At 67.5% G+C, this 20,848-nt stretch carries 18 protein-coding genes; 14 read left to right on the forward strand and 4 right to left on the reverse strand.

All coding sequences use genetic code 11. The annotated features are described in order from the left end of the window. The first annotated feature begins 38 nt into the window (after positions 1 to 38). From icmF to IWH25_RS05855, 3 genes are all read left to right on the forward strand, one after another. Positions 39 to 3,302: a fused isobutyryl-CoA mutase/GTPase IcmF gene (icmF, locus tag IWH25_RS05845; RefSeq protein ID WP_203388393.1), complete on the forward strand. Its 3,264-nt coding sequence runs from the start codon at positions 39 to 41 to the stop codon at positions 3,300 to 3,302. Between the two features lie 250 nt (positions 3,303 to 3,552). Continuing rightward, positions 3,553 to 4,689, forward strand: coding sequence for an ABC transporter substrate-binding protein (locus tag IWH25_RS05850; protein WP_203388394.1), 1,137 nt, complete (start codon positions 3,553 to 3,555; stop codon positions 4,687 to 4,689). Positions 4,690 to 4,798: 109 nt separating this feature from the next. Next, on the forward strand, positions 4,799 to 6,118 hold the full coding sequence (locus IWH25_RS05855; protein ID WP_203388395.1) for a carbohydrate porin: 1,320 nt from the start codon (positions 4,799 to 4,801) through the stop codon (positions 6,116 to 6,118). Positions 6,119 to 6,134: 16 nt separating this feature from the next. On the opposite strand, the gene IWH25_RS05860 is transcribed toward IWH25_RS05855, so the two are convergent. Further along, entirely contained in the window at positions 6,135 to 6,740 is a 606-nt protein-coding gene (locus tag IWH25_RS05860) for a c-type cytochrome (protein ID WP_203388396.1), read from the reverse strand. 22 nt (positions 6,741 to 6,762) lie between these two features. Continuing rightward, entirely contained in the window at positions 6,763 to 7,437 is a 675-nt protein-coding gene (locus tag IWH25_RS05865) for a Crp/Fnr family transcriptional regulator (RefSeq protein WP_203388397.1), read from the reverse strand. 235 nt (positions 7,438 to 7,672) lie between these two features. Here IWH25_RS05865 and IWH25_RS05870 point away from each other — a divergent pair, with 235 nt between their 5' ends. The 10 genes from IWH25_RS05870 to IWH25_RS05915 all read left to right on the forward strand — a co-directional run bounded on the left by IWH25_RS05870 (position 7,673) and on the right by IWH25_RS05915 (position 18,853). Further along, positions 7,673 to 9,643: an AMP-dependent synthetase/ligase gene (locus IWH25_RS05870; RefSeq protein WP_203388398.1), complete on the forward strand. Its 1,971-nt coding sequence runs from the start codon at positions 7,673 to 7,675 to the stop codon at positions 9,641 to 9,643. A 9-nt stretch (positions 9,644 to 9,652) separates the two neighbouring features. Then, complete coding sequence (locus IWH25_RS05875; protein ID WP_203388399.1) at positions 9,653 to 10,438, forward strand: ABC transporter ATP-binding protein; 786 nt, start codon at positions 9,653 to 9,655, stop codon at positions 10,436 to 10,438. A 12-nt stretch (positions 10,439 to 10,450) separates the two neighbouring features. Continuing rightward, positions 10,451 to 11,344, forward strand: a complete 894-nt coding sequence (locus tag IWH25_RS05880) for a branched-chain amino acid ABC transporter permease (RefSeq protein ID WP_203388400.1) — start codon at positions 10,451 to 10,453, stop codon at positions 11,342 to 11,344. A gap of 21 nt (positions 11,345 to 11,365) precedes the next feature. After that, complete coding sequence (locus tag IWH25_RS05885; protein WP_203388401.1) at positions 11,366 to 12,433, forward strand: branched-chain amino acid ABC transporter permease; 1,068 nt, start codon at positions 11,366 to 11,368, stop codon at positions 12,431 to 12,433. Between the two features lie 64 nt (positions 12,434 to 12,497). Further along, complete coding sequence (locus IWH25_RS05890) at positions 12,498 to 13,829, forward strand: ABC transporter substrate-binding protein (RefSeq protein ID WP_203388402.1); 1,332 nt, start codon at positions 12,498 to 12,500, stop codon at positions 13,827 to 13,829. A gap of 107 nt (positions 13,830 to 13,936) precedes the next feature. Beyond that, positions 13,937 to 14,770, forward strand: a complete 834-nt coding sequence (locus IWH25_RS05895) for an ABC transporter ATP-binding protein (RefSeq protein WP_203388403.1) — start codon at positions 13,937 to 13,939, stop codon at positions 14,768 to 14,770. A 301-nt stretch (positions 14,771 to 15,071) separates the two neighbouring features. After that, positions 15,072 to 16,301, forward strand: a complete 1,230-nt coding sequence (locus IWH25_RS05900) for a phenylacetate--CoA ligase family protein (RefSeq protein ID WP_203388404.1) — start codon at positions 15,072 to 15,074, stop codon at positions 16,299 to 16,301. Next, positions 16,301 to 16,774: a hypothetical protein gene (locus IWH25_RS05905; protein WP_203388405.1), complete on the forward strand. Its 474-nt coding sequence runs from the start codon at positions 16,301 to 16,303 to the stop codon at positions 16,772 to 16,774. The genes IWH25_RS05900 and IWH25_RS05905 overlap by 1 nt, the downstream gene beginning before the upstream one ends. Continuing rightward, positions 16,771 to 17,928, forward strand: a complete 1,158-nt coding sequence (locus tag IWH25_RS05910; RefSeq protein WP_238999014.1) for a CaiB/BaiF CoA transferase family protein — start codon at positions 16,771 to 16,773, stop codon at positions 17,926 to 17,928. Before IWH25_RS05905 ends, IWH25_RS05910 begins: the two co-directional genes overlap by 4 nt. A 28-nt stretch (positions 17,929 to 17,956) precedes the next feature. Further along, positions 17,957 to 18,853 carry an AEC family transporter gene (locus tag IWH25_RS05915; protein ID WP_203388406.1) on the forward strand — a complete coding sequence of 299 codons (897 nt, stop codon included), beginning with the start codon at positions 17,957 to 17,959 and terminating at the stop codon, positions 18,851 to 18,853. Between the two features lie 6 nt (positions 18,854 to 18,859). On the opposite strand, the gene IWH25_RS05920 is transcribed toward IWH25_RS05915, so the two are convergent. Then, a complete protein-coding gene (locus tag IWH25_RS05920; RefSeq protein WP_203388407.1) occupies positions 18,860 to 19,309 on the reverse strand; it encodes a PhaM family polyhydroxyalkanoate granule multifunctional regulatory protein in 450 nt (149 codons plus the stop codon). Positions 19,310 to 19,429: 120 nt separating this feature from the next. On the opposite strand from IWH25_RS05920, the gene IWH25_RS05925 reads away from it, so the two are divergent. Beyond that, positions 19,430 to 20,080: a response regulator transcription factor gene (locus tag IWH25_RS05925; protein ID WP_203388408.1), complete on the forward strand. Its 651-nt coding sequence runs from the start codon at positions 19,430 to 19,432 to the stop codon at positions 20,078 to 20,080. On the opposite strand, the gene IWH25_RS05930 is transcribed toward IWH25_RS05925, so the two are convergent. After that, positions 20,077 to 20,823: a class I SAM-dependent methyltransferase gene (locus tag IWH25_RS05930; protein WP_203388409.1), complete on the reverse strand. Its 747-nt coding sequence runs from the start codon at positions 20,821 to 20,823 to the stop codon at positions 20,077 to 20,079. The two genes, IWH25_RS05925 and IWH25_RS05930, sit on opposite strands and share 4 nt — an antisense overlap. Positions 20,824 to 20,848: the final 25 nt, after the last annotated feature.

Genomic DNA, 20,848 nt, shown 5'->3' on the forward strand with positions numbered 1-20,848 from the left:
CACGCCTGAACTGAATTATTCGCTTTCGGAGTCCTGCCATGACCGACCTGTCCATCGCCAAGAAGATCAGCCCGTACAAGCCGAAGAACAAGGTGCGCTTCGTCAGCGCCGCCTCGCTGTTCGACGGACACGACGCGTCGATCAACATCATGCGCCGCATCCTGCAGGCGACCGGCGCCGAGGTGATCCACCTCGGCCACAATCGCTCGGTGCAGGAGATCGTGAACGCTGCGCTGCAGGAGGACGTGCAGGGCATCGCGATCACCTCGTACCAGGGCGGCCACGTCGAGTTCTTCAAGTACATGATCGACCTCTTGAAGGCTGGCGGCGGCGCCAATATCAAGGTCTTTGGCGGCGGCGGCGGCGTCATCGTGCCGGCCGAGATCAAGGAACTGCACGCCTACGGCGTGAACCGCATCTACTCTCCGGAAGATGGCCAGGCGATGGGCCTGCAGGGCATGATCAACGACATCGTCTCGCAGTGCGACGTCGACCTCGGCACCACCGTGCCGGCCGCCGACCAGGTGCTCGACGTGCTGCGTTCGGGCGAGCGCCGGGCGCTGGCGCAGGTGATCACCGGGCTGGAGAACGGCGTCTATGGCGAGAACGTCAGGAAGGACCTGCTCAAGGCCGCCGCCGAGGCGAAGACCCCGGTGCTCGGCATCACCGGCACCGGCGGCGCCGGCAAGTCCTCGCTCACCGACGAGCTGGTGCGCCGCTTCCGCCTCGACCAGGGCGACACGCTGAAGATCGCCATCGTCTCGATCGACCCGTCCAGGAAGCGCACCGGCGGCGCGCTGCTCGGCGACCGCATCCGCATGAACGCGATCGAGCACCCGAACATCTACATGCGCTCGCTGGCGACGCGCGACACCGGCTCCGAGATCTCCGCGGCGCTGCCCGAGGTGATCGCCGCCTGCAAGCTGTCCGGCTTCGATCTGGTGATCGTCGAGACCTCCGGCATCGGCCAGGGCGACGCGGCGATCGTGCCCTTCGTCGACGCCTCGCTGTACGTGATGACCCCGGAGTTCGGCGCCGCGTCGCAGCTGGAGAAGATCGACATGCTCGACTTCGCCGACTTCGTCGCGATCAACAAGTTCGACCGCAAGGGCGCCGAGGACGCGCTGCGCGATGTGCGCAAGCAATACCAGCGCAACCGCGAACTGTTCACGACGCCGGCCGACGAGATGCCGGTGTTCGGCACGCAGGCCGCGCGCTTCAACGACGACGGCGTCACCGCGCTGTACCAGGCGCTGGTGCCGAAGCTGACCGAGTTCGGCCTGACGCTGCAGCCGGGCAAGCTGCCGACGGTGACGGTCAAGCACTCGTCGGGCTCGCGCGCGATCGTGCCGACCAAGCGCGTGCGCTACCTGGCCGAGATTGCCGAGACCGTGCGCAGCTACCACGCGCACACCGAGCAGCAGGCGATCATCGCCCGCGAGCGCCAGTCGCTGAAGACCGCGAAGACCATCTTCGAAGGCTGCGAGAAACCGGCCAAGGACTTCGACGAGCTGATCGCCTGGAAGGACGGCCAGCTCGACCCGAAGGCGAAGAAGCTGCTCGACATGTGGCCGGACACGGTCAAGGCCTACAGCGGCGACGAGTACGTGGTGAAGATCCGCGACAAGGAGATCCGCACCAGGCTCGTCTCCGAGTCGCTGTCCGGCACCAAGATCCGCAAGGTGGTGCTGCCGACCTTCAAGGACGACGGTGAGGTGTTGCGCTTCCTGATGAAGGAGAACGTTCCCGGTTCCTTCCCCTATACCGCCGGCGTCTTCGCCTTCAAGCGCGAGAACGAGGACCCGACCCGGATGTTCGCCGGCGAGGGTGACGCCTTCCGCACCAACCGCCGCTTCAAGAAGGTTTCCGAGGGCATGCCGGCGCACCGCCTGTCGACCGCCTTCGACTCGGTGACGCTGTACGGCTGCGACCCCGACGAGCGCCCGGACATCTACGGCAAGATCGGCAACTCCGGCGTCTCGATCGCCACGCTCGACGACATGAAGGTGCTCTACGACGGCTTCGACCTGTGCTGCCCGACGACCTCGGTGTCGATGACGATCAACGGCCCGGCGCCGATCATCCTCGCCTGCTTCTTCAACACCGCGATCGAGCAGCAGGTCGCCAAGTTCAAGGCCGACAACGGCCGCGAGCCGACCGAGGACGAGGCGCAGAAGATCCGCGAGTGGGTGCTCTCCAGCGTGCGCGGTACCGTGCAGGCCGACATCCTGAAGGAAGATCAGGGCCAGAACACCTGCATCTTCTCGACCGAGTTCGCGCTGAAGATGATGGGCGACATCCAGGAGTTCTTCGTCCATCACGACGTCAAGAACTTCTACTCGGTGTCGATCTCCGGCTACCACATCGCCGAGGCCGGCGCGAACCCGATCTCGCAGCTCGCCTTCACGCTCGCCAACGGCTTCACCTACGTCGAAGCCTACCTCGCGCGCGGCATGCACATCGACGACTTCGCGCCGAACCTGTCGTTCTTCTTCTCGAACGGCATGGACCCCGAGTACTCGGTGATCGGCCGCGTCGCGCGCCGCATCTGGGCGGTGGCGATGAAGAACAAGTACGGCGCCAACGAGCGCAGCCAGAAGCTGAAGTACCACATCCAGACCTCGGGCCGTTCGCTGCACGCGCAGGAGATGGACTTCAACGACATCCGCACGACGCTGCAGGCGCTGATCGCGATCTACGACAACTGCAACTCGCTGCACACCAACGCCTACGACGAGGCGATCACGACGCCGACCGACGAGTCGGTGCGCCGCGCGATGGCGATCCAGCTGATCATCAACCGCGAGTGGGGCGTCGCCAAGAACGAGAACCCGAACCAGGGCGCCTTCGTCTTCGACGAGCTGACCGACCTCGTCGAAGAGGCGGTGTTGAAGGAGTTCGAGGCGATCGCCGCCCGCGGCGGCGTGCTCGGCGCGATGGAGACCGGCTACCAGCGCGGCAAGATCCAGGAGGAGTCGCTCTACTACGAGCACAAGAAACACGACGGCTCGTACCCGATCATCGGCGTGAACACCTTCCGCAACCCGAAGGGCGACGCCCAGGTCGAGATCGAGCTGGCGCGCTCGACCGAGGACGAGAAGCAGTCGCAGATCCAGCGCCTGCGCGAATTCCAGCAGCGCCACGCGGCCGAGAGCGGCCCGATGCTGCAGAAGCTGCGCGACACGGTGATCGCCGACGGCAACGTCTTCGCCGTGCTCGTCGACGCGGTGCGCTGCTGCTCGCTCGGCCAGATCACGTCGACGCTCTACGAAGTCGGCGGGCAGTACCGCAGGAGCATGTAAGGACGAAGGCGGACAGCAATCGCCCTCGTCAATGACTCGGCCGGCTTATGCCGGCCGCTTTTTTTCGGTGCGCGGTTCGTTCGTGCCGGCCATACGGTGCAATTGTCCTTCCGGCGACAGACTCGCCGCCGGCGACGCCCTAGAGTCCCATATGCAGTCCTCAATCCGGCGCAGACCGGGAGGCGCCACGAAGCGAGCCCCGCCCTGCGCCTCGTTGCGCGGCAGGCTGCCTTACCGGAGGAGACAGTCCATGAAGCACCTGCATCGCGTCCTGGCAAGGGCGCTGGCATCGCTGGCCCTGCTCGTCGCGACGCTCGCCGCGGCGCAGCCGGGCGGCGCGATCAAGCTCGGCCAGTCGCTGCCGCTGTCCGGCCCGCTGACCGAACTCGGCACCGAATACCGCGACGGCGCGCTGGCCTACTTCAAGTGGATCAACGGCAAGGGCGGCGTGCACGGCCGGCGCATCGAGCTGCTGACGCTGGATGACGGCTACGTCGTCGACCGCAGCGTCGACAATGCGAAGAAGCTGCTCGACGAGCACGACGTCTTCGCCTTCTTCGGGATGTTCGGCAGCGCCAACTACGCGGCGCTGCTGCCGCTGGTCAACGAGCGCGGGGTGCCGTCGCTGGCGCCCTATACCGGCGCCGACGGCCTGCGCGCACAGCCGTCGCCGACCACCTTCTGGCTGCGCGCGAGCTACGGCGACGAGACCGAGAAGATCGTCGACCAGCTGACCACGCTCGGCATCAACCGCATCGCCGTCTTCTACCAGGACGACGCCTTCGGCAAGGCCGGCCTCGCCGGCGTCGAGGCGGCGCTGGCGAGGCGCCGGCTGCAGGTCGCGGCGACCGGCGTCTACGACAAGACCAGGAACGACGTCGGCGAGGCGGTGCGCGCGATCGGCGCCGCCGACCCGCAGGCGGTGGTGATGGTCAGCACCTACAAGCCGACCGCCGCCTTCGTCCAGCAGATGCGTGCCGCCGGCCGCGTGCCGCAGTTCTTCGCACTGTCGGTGGTCGGCCTCAAGGCGCTGCACGCCGAGCTCGGCGCCGCCGCTGCCGGCATCGCCATCTCGCAGGTCGTGCCCTTCCCGGAGAACGCGACGGCACCGGTGGTGCGCGAGATGCGTCAGCTGCCGGCGGCGCTGCTGCCCGCGGCCGGCGTCACCTATACGACGCTGGAGGGCTTCGTCGCCGCCAAGGTCATGGTCGAGGCGCTGCGCCGCGCCGGCGTGCAGCCGACGCGCGAGAAGCTGGTGGCGGCGCTGGAGTCGCTGCGCGAATACGACGCCGGTGGTTTCGTCGTCAATTACGCGCCGGGCAGCCGCCTCGGCTCGCGCTTCGCGGAAGTGACCATCGTCAGCAAGAGCGGCAAGCTGATGCGCTGACGCCACGATCCCGGATTTACCCTCGTAGTGAGTCTTCGCCGGCGTAATGCCGGCTTTTTTTTGCGAGTAGAATCGATTTCGGTTTCATTTCCTCCGGAGCCTCATGCACTTGCTCGATCCTGTCGTCTGCCCAGTGGCCGCAGCGCTGCTCGTCGCACTCGCCGTGCTGTCTCCGACGGCGCATGCCGACGACGCGCCGGACTTCGCGGCGAGCACGCTGACCGGCGACTGGGGCGGCCTTCGCTCGGCCACCTGGTCGGCGGGCTGGCAATGGGAGGCGGGGCTCAAGGTCGACGCCCTGCGCACGCGCGGCGCCGAGCGTGACGGTACGCGCACGATCAGCCACCTCGACCTCAAGCTGCGCGCCGATCTCGAGCGGCTGCTCGGCTGGGGCGACACCATTGCCTACGTGAACGTGATCGACAACCGCGGCGCCGGGCCGAACGCGCGCATCGGTAGCCTGATGGGCGTGTCCAACATCGAGGTGGCGGTGCCGACCGCACGCCTGTTCCATGCCTGGTTGCAGAAGGGTTTTGCCGACGGTCGCTGGTCGCTGCTCGCCGGCATCTATCCGATCGATTCCGAATTCTTCGCACTGGAGTCGGCGGCGACGCTGCTGCACCCGGCCTACGGCACGCCGGCCGACCTGGCACTGACCGATACGCCGTCGGTGTTCAACAACGCGGCCTTCGGGGTGCGCGCCAAATGGTTGTCGCCGGACCGCAGTGTTTATGCGCAGGGCGCGCTGCTCGACGGCGTGCCCAACGATCCCGCGCACCCGCGCCGCAGTACCGTGCGCCTGTCCCGCCGCGACGGCGCTTTCGCCATTGCCGAGCTCGGCTGGATGCCGCTGGAGAGCGGCCATGCGTTCGAGCCGACCGACCCGGCGCAGGTCCGTCTGCCTCAGGCGCAGGCGGCCCACGAGCGCTACGAAGGCGTCAGCAAGTATGCGCTGGGGCTCTGGCGCTACAGCGCGCAGCGCCCCGATCTCGCCGACGACGATGCCGCGGGGGGATCGCGCGGGCGGCGGGCGCAGGGCGGCTACCTGCTCGCCGAGCGCACGCTGTGGGGGCTCGGCGACGATCCGGCACGCCACGTGTCGGCCTTTGCCCGCTACACCTTCGCCGGTCCCGACACGACCGCGATCGACCGCAGCTGGAATCTCGGCCTGCGCGTGCGCGGCCCGTTCGCCGGCCGGCCGCTCGATACGCTGGCCTTCGGCTGGACGCGCGGCCGCGTCGCCGACAAGTACCGGCAGGTGCAGCCGGGGATGGGGAAGGCTGAGGAAGCGTTCGAGTTGTCGTGGCGTTTCGAGCTGGCGCCGGGGGTGGCCTGGCAGCCGGATCTGCAGCGCATCCGTCGTCCCGGCGGCAGCGACGCGGCGCGCCCGGTGACGGTGGCCGGCATGCGCCTCGACCTGGTGTTCTGAATCCGCCGCGCCGGACTCAGCGGCGCTTCTTCTTCTTTTTCTTGCCCGGGTTCTCGTACTGCTCTATCGACGCCAGGTAATGGGCGATCGACTCGAGGTCGTCCGTGCCCAGGTCGCGGTACGAATCGCGCATCAGCGAGACGAACTTGCGCTTGCCGTCGGTGAAGGCCTTGATCTGCGTCAGCAGGTGCGTCAGCTCCTGCGCGTTCATGATCGGCGCGTCGTCGTCGCCGACGCGGCCCGACTCGGCGTGGCAGTCGACGCAGCGGCTGAAGTACAGCGCGCTGCCGCGTTGCACCTTGGCTGCGTCGGTCTCCTGCTTCGGGCGGATCGCTGTGCTGTCGGCGTAGTGTGCCGCGATCGCGGCGAGCTGCTCGGCGCCGAGCGTCGCCGGGATGTGGTCGGCGACCGACGTTGGCCGGCGGCCGCTCTGGAACTTCTGCATCGTCTCGGCCAGGTAGTTGGGCAGCTGGCCGTTGAGGTGCGGCGTCGCCGGTGCTGCGGCGATGCCGTCGGCGCCGTGGCATTTGGCGCAGGTGCCGGCGACGATCTCCGGCGCTTCGGCGGCAGGGGCGGCGAGCGGTGCGAGCAGCAGCGCGGCGAGGATCAGTTGTCGTTTCATGCGGGGTTCCGGCTGCTGCGGATCAGCCGCCGTAGTTGCGCAGGCCGTCGAGGTCGAGGATGGTCAGCTTGCCGTACTCGAGGCGCAGCAGGTTGGCCTCCTGCAGCGCCTTCAGCGCCTGGTTCACGCGCTGCCGCGAGAGCCCGGCGAGGAAACCGATCTCCTCCTGCGAGATCTGCAGTTCGGGGCCGGTGCCCGGATAGAGCACCGGGTTGAACATCGCCGCCAGGTTGCGCGCCAGCCGCGCGTCGGTGTCGAGCAGGCGCTCGTTCTCCATCATGCCGATGAACTGGCCGAGGCGCTCGTTCAGCTGCGTGATCAGGAAGCGGTTGAACGGGATGCTGTGGTCCATCAGCCAGAGGAAGGTGTTGCGGTTCAGGTAGGCGATGCGCGAGGTGCGCAGCGCCATCACGTCGTACTTGCGCACGTCCTTCTTCAGCAGCGAGCCCTCGCCGAACCAGCCGCCGGCAGCCAGCCCGGTGAAGGTCGTTGTCTTGCCGGTGACCCAGTTGCTGGTCATCTTCACCAGGCCGTCGACGACCCCCATCCAGTGGTCGACCGGCTCGCCCTTCATGCAGACGAAGGCGCCGGTTTCGATCGTGCGTTCGCAGGTGCCTGCCAGCGCGCGCGCGAACTCCTCTTCGGTGAGCGTTTTGCCCCAGGTCGAATTGCGCAGCGCGGCTTCCAGCGTCGGCATGAAAATATTTTTCGAATTGTCGGGATGGCGACAATTATAGACCTGGACAGTGGATAAACTGCGACGCATCAAGGGGGCTTTTCCGGGCTCCCGGGACCGTCCTCCGGTCCGTTTTCCAGGCGCCTGCCGGCATCGTTCGGCGAGGTCTGGCGGAGACGATGAGGACGGCATAACATGAGTGGCTTTGCCGGCGGCGCGGGTGCCGAACGGTGGCCGAAATAACGGAGGAGACAATATGCCGGACACGGCTTCCAGGGCGCTGGATACCTTTCCACGCCTGCTGTTCTACCATGCCCAGGTGCGCGGCAATCGGGTTGCCATGCGCGAGAAGGATCTGGGGATCTGGCAATCGTGGACCTGGGGCGACGTCGCCGAACACGTGCGCGCGCTCGCCTGCGGCCTCGCCGCGCTCGGCTTCAAGCGCGGCGACAACCTCGCGATCATCGGCGACAACCGTCCCCGGCTGTACATGATGATGACCGCCGTGCAGTGCCTCGGTGGCGTGCCGGTGCCGCTCTACCAGGACGCGGTCGGTGCCGAGATGCTGTTCGTGCTGCAGGACGCCGGCGTCCGTTTCGCGCTGGCCGAGGATCAGGAGCAGGTCGACAAGCTGCTCGAGATCAAGGAACAGCTGCCGGCGCTCGAGCACATCGTCTATGACGATCCGCGCGGCATGCGCCACTACAACCAGCCCTTCCTGCACGACATCGAAGAGCTGATGGCGATGGGGCGGATCCACAACCAGAACCATCCGGACTTCCTCGACAGCGAGGTCGAGCAGGGGCAGGCCGACGACGTCAGCGTGATGCTCTACACCTCGGGCACCACCGGCAAGCCGAAGGGCGTCTGCCAGACGCACCACGCCTTCATCTCCTCGGCGCGCGGCGGCTGCGAGTTCGACAAGCTGACCGACGGCGAGGACATCCTCTCCTACCTGCCGATGGCCTGGGTCGGCGACCACCTGTTCTCGTTCGCGCAGGCGCATGTCGCCGGCTTCACGATCAACTGCCCGGAGTCCGGCGACACGGTGATGACCGACCTGCGCGAGATCGGGCCGACCTACTACTTCGCGCCGCCACGGGTGTTCGAGAACCTGCTGACGCAGGTGATGATCCGCATGGAGGACGCCGGCGCGATCAAGCAGAAGATGTTCCATTTCTTCATGGACGTCGCCCGCCGCTGCGGCGCCGAGATTCTCGACGGCAAGAGCGTCGCGCTCGGCGACCGCCTGCTCTATGCGCTCGGCAGCCTGCTGGTCTACGGTCCGCTGAAGAACGTGCTCGGCATGAGCCGCATCCGCGTCGCCTACACCGCCGGCGCGGCGATCGGTCCCGACCTGTTCCGCTTCTACCGTTCGATCGGCATCAACCTGAAACAGCTCTACGGCCAGACCGAGACCTGCGCCTACGTCTGCCTGCAGCCGGACGGCCAGATCAAGCTCGATTCGGTGGGCATGCCGGCGCCGGGGGTGGAGGTGAAGATCGCCGACAACGGCGAGATCCTGGTCAAGGGGCCGATGCTGCTGAAGGGCTACTACCAGCGTCCCGACGCCACCGCCGAGTCGATCAACGCCGACGGCTACTTCATGACCGGCGACGCCGGCTTCTTTGACGACGACGGCCACCTGAAGATCATCGACCGCGCCAAGGACGTCGGCAAGCTCGCCAACGGGGCGATGTTCGCGCCGAACTACATCGAGAACAAGCTGAAGTTCTTCCCGCACATCAAGGAGGCCGTCTGCTTCGGCCACGACCGCGACAAGGTCTGCGCCTTTATCAACATCGACGTCGGCGCCGTCGGCAACTGGGCGGAGCGTCGCGGCATCGCCTACTCCGGCTACGCCGACCTCGCCGGCAAGAACGAGGTCTACGACCTGATCCAGGAGTGCGTCGAGAAGATCAACACCGAGCTGGTGCAGGAAGGCATGCTTGCCGACTCGCAGGTGCATCGCTTCCTCGTGTTGCACAAGGAGCTCGATCCCGACGACGACGAGCTGACGCGCACGCGCAAGGTCCGTCGCGGCTTCATTTCGGAGAAGTACGCCGTCCTCATCGAGGCGCTGTACGGCGGCAAGGCCTCGCAGTACATCGAGACCGAGGTCAAGTTCGAGGACGGCCGGCGCGGCAAGGTCGCGGCGGATCTGCAGATCCGCGACGCCAGGACGATTCCGGTCGTCAAGGCTGCTGCCGGCCGCAAGGCGGCATAAGGAGAGACCATGAACGGACGACAGATCGGCGACGTCATCCTCGACCTGCAGAACATCTCGCTGCGCTTCGGGGGCGTCAAGGCGCTGACCAACATTTCCTTCGACGTGCGCGAGCACGAGATCCGGGCGATCATCGGCCCCAACGGCGCCGGCAAGAGTTCGATGCTCAACGTCATCAACGGCGTCTACCACCCGCAGGAAGGGCGCATCGTCTTCCACGGCGAGGAGCGCCGCAGGATGGAGCCGCACATGGCGGCGATGCAGGGGATCGCCCGCACCTTCCAGAACATCGCGCTGTTCAAGGGTATGAGCGTGCTCGACAACATCATGACCGGGCGCATCACCAAGATGAAGTCGAACTTCCTCGAGCAGGCGATCCACATCGGCCGCGCCCAGCGCGAGGAGCTCGAGCATCGCCGCAAGGTCGAGGAGGTGATCGACTTCCTCGAGATCCAGCACATCCGCAAGACCCCGGTCGGGCGTCTGCCCTACGGCCTGCAGAAGCGCGTCGAGCTCGCCCGCGCGCTCGCCGCCGAGCCGTCGATGCTGCTTCTCGACGAGCCGATGGCGGGCATGAACGTCGAGGAAAAGCAGGACATGTGCCGCTTCATCCTCGACGTGAACGACCAGATGGGCACCACCATCGTGCTCATCGAGCACGACATGGGCGTCGTCATGGATATCTCCGATCGCGTCGTCGTCCTCGACTACGGCAAGAAGATCGGCGACGGTACGCCGGACGACGTGCGCAACAACGAAGAAGTGATCAGCGCCTATCTCGGCGTTGCCCACTAAAGGGGGACAGACATGCAGTTCTTTCTGGAAGTCCTGATCGGCGGCCTGCTCTCGGGGGTGATGTATTCCTTCGTCGCGCTCGGTTTCGTGCTGATCTACAAGGCCTCGGGGGTGTTCAACTTCGCGCAGGGGGCGATGGTCTTCTTCGCCGCGCTCACCTTCGTCGGCATCCTCGAGCTCGGCGTGCCGTTCTGGATCGCGCTGGTGCTCGCCTTCGGCGCCATGGTGCTGCTCGGCATCGGCACCGAGCGCATCGTGCTGCGGCCGATGGTCAACCAGCCGCCGATCGCGCTGTTCATGGCGACGATCGGGCTGACCTTCTTCGTCGAGGGCCTGGCCCAGGCGATGTGGGGTGCCAGCGTGCGCGGCCTGGATCTCGGCATCCAGGACGAACCGATCGAATGGATGATGGAGGCGACCGGCATCGGCGTCTCCAAGTTCGACCTTTTTGCCGCCGGGGTCGCGGCGGTGCTGGTCACGGCCCTGGCGCTTTTCTTCCAATACACCCGGGTCGGCCGCGCGCTGCGCGCGGTCGCCGACGACCACCAGGCGGCGCTGTCGATCGGCATCCCGCTGCAGACGATCTGGCGCATCGTCTGGGCGGTCGCCGGCTTCGTCGCGCTGGTCGCCGGGTTGATCTGGGGGGCCCGCAACGGCGTGCAGTTCGCGCTCACCTTCACCGCGCTGAAGGCGCTGCCGGTGCTGATCCTCGGCGGCTTCACCTCGGTCCCGGGGGCCATCGTCGGCGGCCTGATCATCGGCTCGTCGGAGAAGCTGGCGGAGGTCTATCTCGGCGCCTACGTCGGCGGCGGCATCGACTCGTGGTTCCCGTACGTGATGGCGCTGGCCTTCCTGCTGATCCGGCCGGAAGGGCTGTTCGGCGAAAAGCACATCGATCGCGTCTGATTCGGCAGGGAGAGAAAACTCATGCTTTACCGTGAAGCCGGCCAGTTCAAGGCCACCTACGCAGCGGACCAGCAGATCTTCCCGATCCGCCAGGACCGCATCGGCATCCAGCTGCTGCTCGCGCTCGCCTTCGTCGCCGTGCCGCTCTTCGCCAGCGAATACTGGCTGAAGGCGATCATGGTGCCGTTCCTGGTGTTCTCGCTGGCGGCGCTCGGGCTGAACATCCTGACCGGTTACGCCGGCCAGCTGTCGCTCGGCTCCGCCGCGTTCATGGCGGTCGGGGCCTTCGCCTCCTACAACTTCATGCTGCGCATCGACGGCATGCCGCTGCTCGTCGCCTTCGCGCTCGGCGGCCTGATGGCGGCGCTGGTGGGCATCGCCTTCGGCCTGCCCAGCCTGCGCATCAAGGGCTTCTATCTCGCGGTGGCGACGCTGGCGGCGCAGTTCTTCATCGTCTGGCTGCTGACCAAGGTCGGCTGGTTCTCGAACGACTCCTCGTCGGGCGTGATCACCGCGCAGGAGATGGTCATCCTCGGCTACCGTTTCGATTCGCCGCAGGCCAAGTACCTGCTGGTGCTGTCGATCGTCGCGGTGATGGCGCTGATGGCGAAGAACATGGTGCGCAGCTCGGTCGGCCGCGCCTGGATGGCGGTGCGCGACATGGACGTGGCGGCCGAGGTGATCGGCATCCGCATCATGTACACGAAGCTCCTGGCCTTCGCCGTCAGCTCGTTCTACTGCGGCGTCGCCGGCGCGCTCTACGCCTTCGCCTACCTCGGCACGGTCGAGCCGGAAGGCTTCAACCTCGATCTCTCGTTCAAGATCCTGTTCATGATCATCATCGGCGGCGTCGGCTCGATCAGCGGTGCCTTCCTCGGCTCGGCCTTCATCGTGCTGCTGCCGATCTTCCTCGACGTGCTCGTGCAGGACGTGTTCGCCGGCCTGCTCTCGCCGTCGATCGCTTCGAACATGCAGCTGATGGTGTTCGGCGGGCTGATCATCTTCTTCCTGATCGTCGAGCCGCACGGCCTGGCGCGGCTGTGGCAGATCGCCAAGGAGAAATTGCGGCTGTGGCCGTTCCCCCACTAAGATTGCCCGAGCCGGGGCGACCCGGCGCGGACGATATTCAGACTCACTACGGAGGAGACAAACCATGCAACTGAAAACCAAGCTTCTGCTGTCTGCTGTTGCGGTATCGAGCGTGCTCACCTCGTCGGCGGTCCTCGCCCAGGCGAGCGAGCAGTTCATCGGTCTGCCGAGTTATCGCGTCGGCGCGTACGCCGCCGGCGGCTCCGGAATCTACGGTGGCTGGATCGACTACATGGCGCTGGTCAACGAGCGCGACGGCGGCGTGAACGGCGTCAAACTGACTTGGGAAGAGTGCGAAACCGAGTACAACAACGCCCGCGGCGTCGAGTGCTACGAGCGTCTGAAATCGAAGGGCGCCTCCGGCAACACCGTCTTCCAGCCGCTGTCGACCGGCATCACCTATTCGGTGCTGGACAAGGTCGCGCAGGACAAGATCCCGATGGTCACCATCGGCTACGGCCGCACCGATGCGTCCGACGGCCGCGTCTTCCCGTGGGTCTTCCCGATGCTGACCAACTACTGGTCGCAGAACACCGCCAAGATCAAGTTCATCGGCGCCAAGGAAGGCGGCATGGACAAGCTGAAGGGCAAGAAGATCGTGAACATCTACCACGACTCGGCCTACGGTAAGGAAACGATCCCGCTGCTCGATGCGCAGGCCAAGAAGTATGGCTTCACCGTCGTCCACATCCCGGTCTCGCACCCGGGCAACGAGCAGCAGTCGCAGTGGCTGCGTGTCCGCCAGGAGAAGCCGGACTGGGTGATCCTGCGCGGCTGGGGGGTGATGAACCCGACCGCGATCAAGGCCGCCGCCAAGGTCGGCTTCCCGCGCGACAAGATGGTCGGCGTCTGGTGGTCCGGCGCCGAGGAGGACACCATCCCTGCCGGCGACGCTGCCAAGGGCTTCATCGCTGCCGGCTTCAACGTCGCCGGCGCCAACTACCCGGTGGTCAAGGCGATCCAGGACAACGTCTACAAGAAGAACAAGGGCAACATGGAAGACAAGGCCCGCATCGGCTCGGTCTACTACAACCGCGGCGTGGTGCACGGGATCATCACCGTCGAGGCCATCCGCACGGCGCAGGCCAAGTTCGGCAAGGGCAAGGTGATGAACGGCGAGCAGATGCGCTGGGGCTTCGAGAATCTCGCGATCGACTCCAAGCGGCTCAAGGAACTCGGCGCCGAAGGCTTCATGCCCGACCTGAAGGTCACCTGTCTCGACCACGAAGGCTCGGGCAAGGTGAAGTTCCAGCAGTGGGACGGCAAGCAGTGGAAGGTGCTGACCGACTGGATCGACGCCGACAAGGAGCTGGTGCGGCCGATGATCGAGGAATCCGCGGCGAAGTACGCCAAGGAAAAGAACATCACCCCGCGTGACTGTTCGAAGGAAGGTTGAGACCGGTTAGTGCGGACGTGCAGGGCACGCCGCACTAACTCGCCGGGGTGGTGCGGACACGCTCGCGTGCCGCACCTCCCGGCGGCCATACCGGATGGATGGAGACGATGACGACAACGACACATCACAGTGAAGCAGCCGACCGCTACCTGACGGTCAACAACATCGAGGTCATCTACGACCACGTGATCCTCGTGCTCAAGGGCGTCTCGCTCGAAGTGCCGAAAGGCCGCATCGTCGCGCTGCTCGGCGCCAACGGCGCCGGCAAGTCGACGACGCTGAAGGCGATCTCCAACCTGCTCGGCGCCGAGCGGGGGGACGTCACCAAGGGCGACATCATGTTCAAGGGCACGCGCGTCGACCAGATGACCCCCAACCAGCTGGTCAAGCGCGGCGTCATCCAGGTCATGGAGGGGCGCCACTGCTTCGCGCACCTGACGCTGGAGGAGAATCTGCTGACCGGCGCCTACACCCGCGGTATCTCGCGCGCCGAGCTGAAGCAGAGCCTGGAGATGGTCTACCACTACTTCCCGCGCCTGAAGCAGCGGCGGATGACGCAGGCCGGCTACACCTCCGGCGGCGAGCAGCAGATGTGCGCGATCGGCCGGGCGCTGATGGCCAAGCCCGAGATGATCCTGCTCGACGAGCCGTCGATGGGCCTCGCGCCGCAGATCGTCGAGGAGATCTTCGAGATCGTGAAGGACCTGAACCAGAGCGAGCGCGTCAGCTTCCTGCTCGCCGAGCAGAACACGATGGTCGCGCTGCGCTACGCCGACTTCGGCTACATCCTCGAGAACGGCCGCGTCGTCATGGAAGGCGACGCCAAGGAGCTGGCCGCGAACGAGGACGTCAAGGAGTTCTACCTCGGCCTGTCGAGCGCCGGACGGAAGAGCTTCCGCGAAGTGAAGCACTACCGCCGCCGCAAGCGCTGGCTCTCGTGAGATGGCCGTGCGCACCGCAATACTTCGTTGCTCGTCCGCTTGTGTGCCCGGTGCACACGGCGCGGACTCGCGCCTCGTCTTGCGGCGCTACTTGGCCATCTCGGCGGTCGATGTGCGCTCCCCGCGTTGCTTGCGAGCTTGTCTGCAGATAGCACACGGCGCCCGCTCGCGCCTCGCCTCAGGGCGCTACTTTTCGACCTCTGGCCTCGTTCCGGCGCGGTCTGTTTGCCGAACCCCTAACCCACGAAATTAAAAGAAATTTTCCCCTAGGCTGGCCGCTGCTTTGCCCGGAGATATGCATATGGAATACTTTGACGCACTGGAAACCCGTTCGCCGGAGGTGCGCGAGCGGCAGCAGATGGCGGCCTTGCCGTCGCTGATTTCGTTCGCCAAGTCGTACGCGCCGGCCTTCGGCGAAATGCTCGCGGACGTCGACCCCGAGGCGGTGACGACGCGCGAGGCGCTGGCGCAGCTGCCGGTGATCAGGAAGAGCGAGCTGCTCGAGCGGCAGCAGGCGAGCCGGCCGTTCGGCGGCTTCGTCGGCGACTGGCGCGGCCGCGTCGCGCGCGTCTATGCGTCGCCCGGGCCGATCTACGAGCCGGAGGGCCGCGTCGCCGACTACTGGCGCACGGCGCGGGCGATGTTCGCCGCCGGCTTCCGCGCCGGCGACCTGGTGCACAACAGCTTCTCGTACCACATGACACCGGGCGGCTGGATCATGGAGGCCGGCGTGCTCGCGCTCGGCGGCACCGTCTTCCCCGGCGGCGTCGGTCAGACCGAGCAGCAGGTGCAGGCGATGGCCGAGCTGCGCCCCGATGCCTACGCCGGCACGCCGTCGTTCCTGAAGATCCTGCTCGACAAGGCCGACGAGCTGCAGCTCGACGTCAGCAGCCTGAAGAAGGCGCTGGTCTCCGGCGAGGCCTTCCCGCCCTCGGTGCGCGACGCCCTCGCGGCGCGCGGCGTGCAGGGCTACCAGGCCTACGCCACCGCCGACCTCGGCGTCATCGCCTACGAGACGCCGGCGCGCGACGGGCTGGTCGCCGACGAGGGCGTCATCATCGAGATCGTCCGCCCCGGTACCGGCGACCCGGTGCCGGCCGGCGAGGTCGGCGAGGTGGTGGTCACCGCCTTCAACCGCGACTATCCGCTGATCCGCTTCGGCACCGGCGACCTCTCCGCGGTGCTGCCCGGTATCTCGCCCTGCGGCCGCACCAACCTGCGCATCAAGGGCTGGCTCGGCCGCGCCGACCAGACGACCAAGATCAAGGGCATGTTCGTGCACCCGTCGCAGGTCGCCGCGGTGCTGAAGCGCCACCCGGAAGTGGCGCGCGCGCGCCTGGTCGTCGACAACGCCTCCGGCCAGGACCGCATGGTGCTCAACTGCGAAGGCGGCGCCGATGCTGGGCTCGGCGCGGCGATCGTCGCCTCGCTGCGCGAGATCACCAAGCTGCGCGGCGAGGTCGCGTTCCTCGCGCCGGGTTCGCTCCCCAACGACGGCAAGGTGATCGAGGACGTGCGAAAATACGAGTGATGCGCCTGCGCCCGCTCGTCCTCCTCGCCTTCCTGCTGCCGATCTCCGGCGCCTTCGCCGACGCGGCGCGCATGCCCGTGCCGGGCGATTGCGCGCTCTTTCGCGAAGGCGGCGAAGGCTACATCCTGAAGGCGCCGACCTACTGGCTGAAGGGTACGATCACCGAGGTCTATCGCCGCCCGCATCGCATGGACCTGTGCCCGAACCCCGGCAAGCCGAAGGAGCGCTACACGCGCGACGACTGGAAACGGCTCGCCGAGGCCTACCCCTGCGTCAGCGACGCGGCGCGGGCGCGCGAGGTCGAAGCGATCCGCATCCGCCTGCGCGTCGACCGCTGGGATACGCCGTGGACCTCGCAGCACGGCCACAACGGCTGGCTGTTCCGCGGCCACTTCCTCGATACCGAACTGAAAGAGGGCGTCGTCCTCGACATCGACGGCACGTTGCTCGAACGCTGCGAGGCGCTGCCGTGAGCCGGCCGCTCGCCGGCGTCCGCGTGCTCGACCTGTCGCGGCTGCTGCCGGGGCCGGTGGCAACGCTGCATCTCGCCGACCTCGGCGCCGACGTGGTCAAGATCGAGGACACCGGCGCCGGCGACTACGCGCGCACGATGGGCGACGGCCGCGACGGCGTCAGCTGGTTCTTCCGCGCGGTGAATCGCAACAAGCGCGGGCTGACGCTGGACCTGAAGCAGTCCGCCGGGTGCGAGGTGCTGCAGCGCCTGGTCGCCTCCGCCGACGTGCTGGTCGAGAGTTTCCGCCCCGGCGTCATGGACCGCCTCGGCGTCGGCTACGCGGCGCTGGCGGCGATCAATCCGCGCCTCGTCTATTGCGCGATCACCGGCTACGGCCAGGACGGGCCGTGGGCGCTGCGCGCCGGACACGACCTCAACTACATCGCGCAGGCCGGCGTGCTCGAGCAGACCGGCAGCGCCGGCGGCCCGCCGGCGATCCCGGCGCTGCAGATCGGCGACCTGCTCGGCGGCGCGATGTCCGCCGTCGCCGCCATCCTCGCCGCGCTCTATCGCGCGCGTGCGACTGGCGAAGGCGGCTTCGTCGACGTCGCGATGGCCGAGAGCGTGCTCGCGCACAACCTGTTCCCGCTGTTCGCGCTGCAGGCCGGCGGCGAACCGCCGCCGCGCGGCGGCGACCTGCTCACCGGCGGCCACGCCAACTACGGCGTCTACCGCACCGCCGACGGGCGCTACATGGCGGTCGGCGCGCTCGAGGAAAAGTTCTGGCAGCTGTTCTGCGACGCGGTCGGCCGTCCGGACTGGACGCCGCGTTACGCGGAAACGGCGACGCCGGCGCTGCGCGGCGAGCTGGAAGCCCTGTTCGCGACGCGCACGCAGGCCGAGTGGACGGCGCTGTTCGAGCGCGTCGACTGCTGCGTGACGCCGGTGCTGACGACCGCCGAGGCGATCGCGCATCCGCAGGCGCAGGCCCGCGCGATGAGCTGCCGCGCCGACGGCATGACCCAGTACGCGCCGCCGTTCAGGATTTCCGGCTGGGACTTCGCCGTCGAGCGCCCGGCGCCGGCGCCGGGCGAGCATGCCGACGCGCTGCTTGCCGAAGCCGGCTATGCGCCGTCCGAGATCGCCGCGCTGCGGCAATCACGTATCGTCTGATCGCCGCGCGAGCGCATAGAATGCGCCGATGTCCACGGCGCTGCTGCTCTTCCCCGACTTCGCCCTGATCCTGCTCGGCTTCGCGCTGCGCCGCGGGATGTCGCTCGGCGACCACTTCTGGGCCGGCGTCGAGAAGCTGGTCTATTTCATCCTTTTCCCGGCGCTGCTGGTCAACGCCATCCTGAAGACGCGCCTCGACCTTGCCGCGGCGACGCCGCTGCTCGTCACCGCGCTCGGCGCGATGGCCGCCGGCATGGCGCTCTCCTGGCTGGCGCGGCCGCTGTTCGGGCTGAAGCCGATGGTCTTCGCCTCGGTCTTCCAGTGTGGCTTCCGCTTCAATTCCTACATCGGGCTGGCCGCCGCCGGCCTGCTCTTCGGTACGCCGGGAATCGCCGCGCTCGGCCTGATCGTCGGCGTCGCCGTGCCCTTCGCCAACCTGTCGTCGGTGTGGATGCTGGCGCGCCATGGCGACGCCGGCGTCTGGCGCGAGATCGCGCGCAACCCGCTGATCTGGGCGACGCTCGGCGGCCTCGTGCTCAACCTGGCCGGCTTCGAGCCGCCGCGCCCGCTCGCCACCTTCCTCGGCCGGCTGGCCGACGCCTCGATCGCGCTCGGCCTGCTCGCCGTCGGCGCCGCGCTGCGGCTGCAGGGGCAAAACGGGGTGCGCGGCGCCTCGCTCTACCTGGTGCTGGTCAAGCTGCTGGCGGTGCCGGCGGCGGCGCTGCTGCTCGGCCGCTGGCTGGGGCTTTCCGGAATCTACTACGGCGTGGCGGTGCTGTTCGCGTCGCTGCCGACCGCGTCGTCGGCCTACATCCTGGCGATGCGCATGGGCGGCGACGGGAGGAGCGTCGCCTGGATCATCTCGGCGACGACGCTGGCGTCGATGGCGACGATGCCGCTGTGGGCCGCCCGCGTCGGCAGCTGACGGGACCTACTGCTTCTTCCCCTTGCGGCCGGCGCCCTTGGCCGGCGGCGGCTCGTCCGCCGGCGGCGCGCTCGCGGCCTCGGGCGGCGCCGCCTGCTGCATGTGCGCCTGCATCTGCTGCATCATGTTCCACGGCCACATCGCCGCCTGCGCAAACGGGCCGCCGCCGGGCGCCTGGGCGCCGTCGCCGGCGGCCTGGCCTTCCGCCGCCATCTGCCCCATCGCCTTCACCGCCGAAATCGTCGAATGCTGCATCTCCAGTCCCTGGATCGTCATCTGCAGCATCGACAGGTTCATCCGCAGCCAGCCTTCGACCGCCTTCAGGTCGCTGATGCGCTTCTCCAGCTCGTCGGTGTCGAAGGTCGGCGCGACCATGCCGGGCAGCGAGAAGCCCATGTTGCCCCACATGCCTTTCATGAACTCCAGCGGGTCGGTGTTCGGCGTCTCGTTGCTCATCGCGGTTCTCCGTCGGGTGCGTGACCGGTTCATGGTAGCAGATGCCAATTGGTTCATAGGCATGAACGCATTGCTTGATGATAAAGTTGCGGGATAACAATACGCGGGGTGGTCGGGAACATGCTCAAACTGCTGGTGATCGAGGATCACGCGCTGGTACGCGAAGGTCTGGTGCAGACGCTGCTGCAGCTCGACGCGGACGTCGAGGTGCTGGAGGCGTCCGACTGCGAGGGCGGCTGCGCCGTGCTCGGCAACGGCGACGACTTCGATCTGGTGCTGCTCGACCTGGCGCTGCCGGGCATCGACGGCCTCACCTGCCTCGGCCTGTTCCGCCAGCGCTATCCGTCGCTGCCGGTGGTGATCGTCTCCGCCTACGACGACGCGCACACCGTCAACCGCGCGCTCAAGGCCGGTGCCGCCGGCTTCGTGCCCAAGGCCTATTCCGGTGACCGTCTGCTCGACGCGCTGCGCAAGGTGCTCGACGGTGTCATCTTCGTTCCCGAGCAGACCCTGCCCGCCAGCCAGGGGGTCGGTTTGGCGCTGCCGTCGGCAGCGAAAGGGGTGTCGCCGGACGAGGTCGGACTCACCGGCCGTCAGGCCGACGTCCTCGGTCTGATGGTCAAGGGCAGCTCGAACCGCGAGATCGCCGACCTGCTCGGTCTTTCCGAAGGCACGGTGAAGATCCACATCACCGCCATCTTCAAGGCGCTCGGCGTCAACAGTCGCACCCAGGCGCTGGTCGCCGTCGCGCGCAAGGGCATCCGCCTCTAGCGGCGATAGCAGTAGAGCCGCGTCGCGCGGCCGTCACCGACCTCGACGATTGCGTTCGGTTCAACCGTGGGTACCGGGAAGCTGTTGCTGATGAACAGGCTGCCCGGCTTCATCTCCGCCTTCGCCTTTTCCCATAGCGCCGCCATCGGCACCGGCGACAAGAACGCATAGACCACGTCGCAATCGGCGAGCGGGGTCTGCCACAGGCTGCCCCAACGCAGCTCGCAATTGCGCCGGCCGAGGCACAGCAGTCGCCCGGCCAGCCAGGTCAGCGGTGCGTTCTCGACGCCGACGAAGTGGGCGTCCGGACGCGCTGCGGCGAGCGGGCGCAGCACGCTGCCGAGCCCGGCGCCGAGGTCGACGACGCGGAGGCCGGGGTGTGCCGGCAGCAGCTCGGCGAGGGCGTCGGCGGTCTCGCGGTTGCTCAGGTAGAGCGGCACCTGTCCCGAGAGCGCGCCGCGATAGACGAGCAGCAGCAGGATCGCCGCCGCCAGGAACCAGCCCGGGTCGATCTGCAGCTGCGCCACTGCCCAGGCGAGCGGCGCGAACAGCGCATGCATCGTCTGCCACCACCATGGTTGGCGGGTGAGGGCGGCGAGCAGGAAGGCCGCGGCGCCGATCGCCAGCACGACGCCGGCCCAGGGCAGGGCTTCGCCCCGGATGCCGTAGTACGGCCAGGCGAGCGAGAGGACCGCGACGACGGCGGCGAACTGCAGGGCGAGTTGGCGGAGGGGCGGGCTCATGCGGCGCTCGGAAGGGTCGAGCGCC

Source organism: Azospira restricta, assembly GCF_016858125.1.
In the GTDB taxonomy this organism is placed as follows: domain Bacteria; phylum Pseudomonadota; class Gammaproteobacteria; order Burkholderiales; family Rhodocyclaceae; genus Proximibacter; species Proximibacter restrictus.

Bases quoted from the DNA above. Each gene is read 5' to 3' on its own strand.
- icmF (WP_203388393.1), top strand. From the start codon at position 39: ATGACCGACCTGTCCATCGCCAAGAAGATCAGCCCGTACAAGCCGAAG.
- IWH25_RS05850 (WP_203388394.1), top strand. From the start codon at position 3,553: ATGAAGCACCTGCATCGCGTCCTGGCAAGGGCGCTGGCATCGCTGGCC.
- IWH25_RS05860 (WP_203388396.1), bottom strand. From the start codon at position 6,740: ATGAAACGACAACTGATCCTCGCCGCGCTGCTGCTCGCACCGCTCGCC.
- IWH25_RS05865 (WP_203388397.1), bottom strand. From the start codon at position 7,437: ATGCCGACGCTGGAAGCCGCGCTGCGCAATTCGACCTGGGGCAAAACG.
- IWH25_RS05870 (WP_203388398.1), top strand. From the start codon at position 7,673: ATGCCGGACACGGCTTCCAGGGCGCTGGATACCTTTCCACGCCTGCTG.
- IWH25_RS05875 (WP_203388399.1), top strand. From the start codon at position 9,653: ATGAACGGACGACAGATCGGCGACGTCATCCTCGACCTGCAGAACATC.
- IWH25_RS05880 (WP_203388400.1), top strand. From the start codon at position 10,451: ATGCAGTTCTTTCTGGAAGTCCTGATCGGCGGCCTGCTCTCGGGGGTG.
- IWH25_RS05885 (WP_203388401.1), top strand. From the start codon at position 11,366: ATGCTTTACCGTGAAGCCGGCCAGTTCAAGGCCACCTACGCAGCGGAC.
- IWH25_RS05890 (WP_203388402.1), top strand. From the start codon at position 12,498: ATGCAACTGAAAACCAAGCTTCTGCTGTCTGCTGTTGCGGTATCGAGC.
- IWH25_RS05895 (WP_203388403.1), top strand. From the start codon at position 13,937: ATGACGACAACGACACATCACAGTGAAGCAGCCGACCGCTACCTGACG.
- IWH25_RS05900 (WP_203388404.1), top strand. From the start codon at position 15,072: ATGGAATACTTTGACGCACTGGAAACCCGTTCGCCGGAGGTGCGCGAG.
- IWH25_RS05905 (WP_203388405.1), top strand. From the start codon at position 16,301: ATGCGCCTGCGCCCGCTCGTCCTCCTCGCCTTCCTGCTGCCGATCTCC.
- IWH25_RS05915 (WP_203388406.1), top strand. From the start codon at position 17,957: ATGTCCACGGCGCTGCTGCTCTTCCCCGACTTCGCCCTGATCCTGCTC.
- IWH25_RS05920 (WP_203388407.1), bottom strand. From the start codon at position 19,309: ATGAGCAACGAGACGCCGAACACCGACCCGCTGGAGTTCATGAAAGGC.
- IWH25_RS05925 (WP_203388408.1), top strand. From the start codon at position 19,430: ATGCTCAAACTGCTGGTGATCGAGGATCACGCGCTGGTACGCGAAGGT.
- IWH25_RS05930 (WP_203388409.1), bottom strand. From the start codon at position 20,823: ATGAGCCCGCCCCTCCGCCAACTCGCCCTGCAGTTCGCCGCCGTCGTC.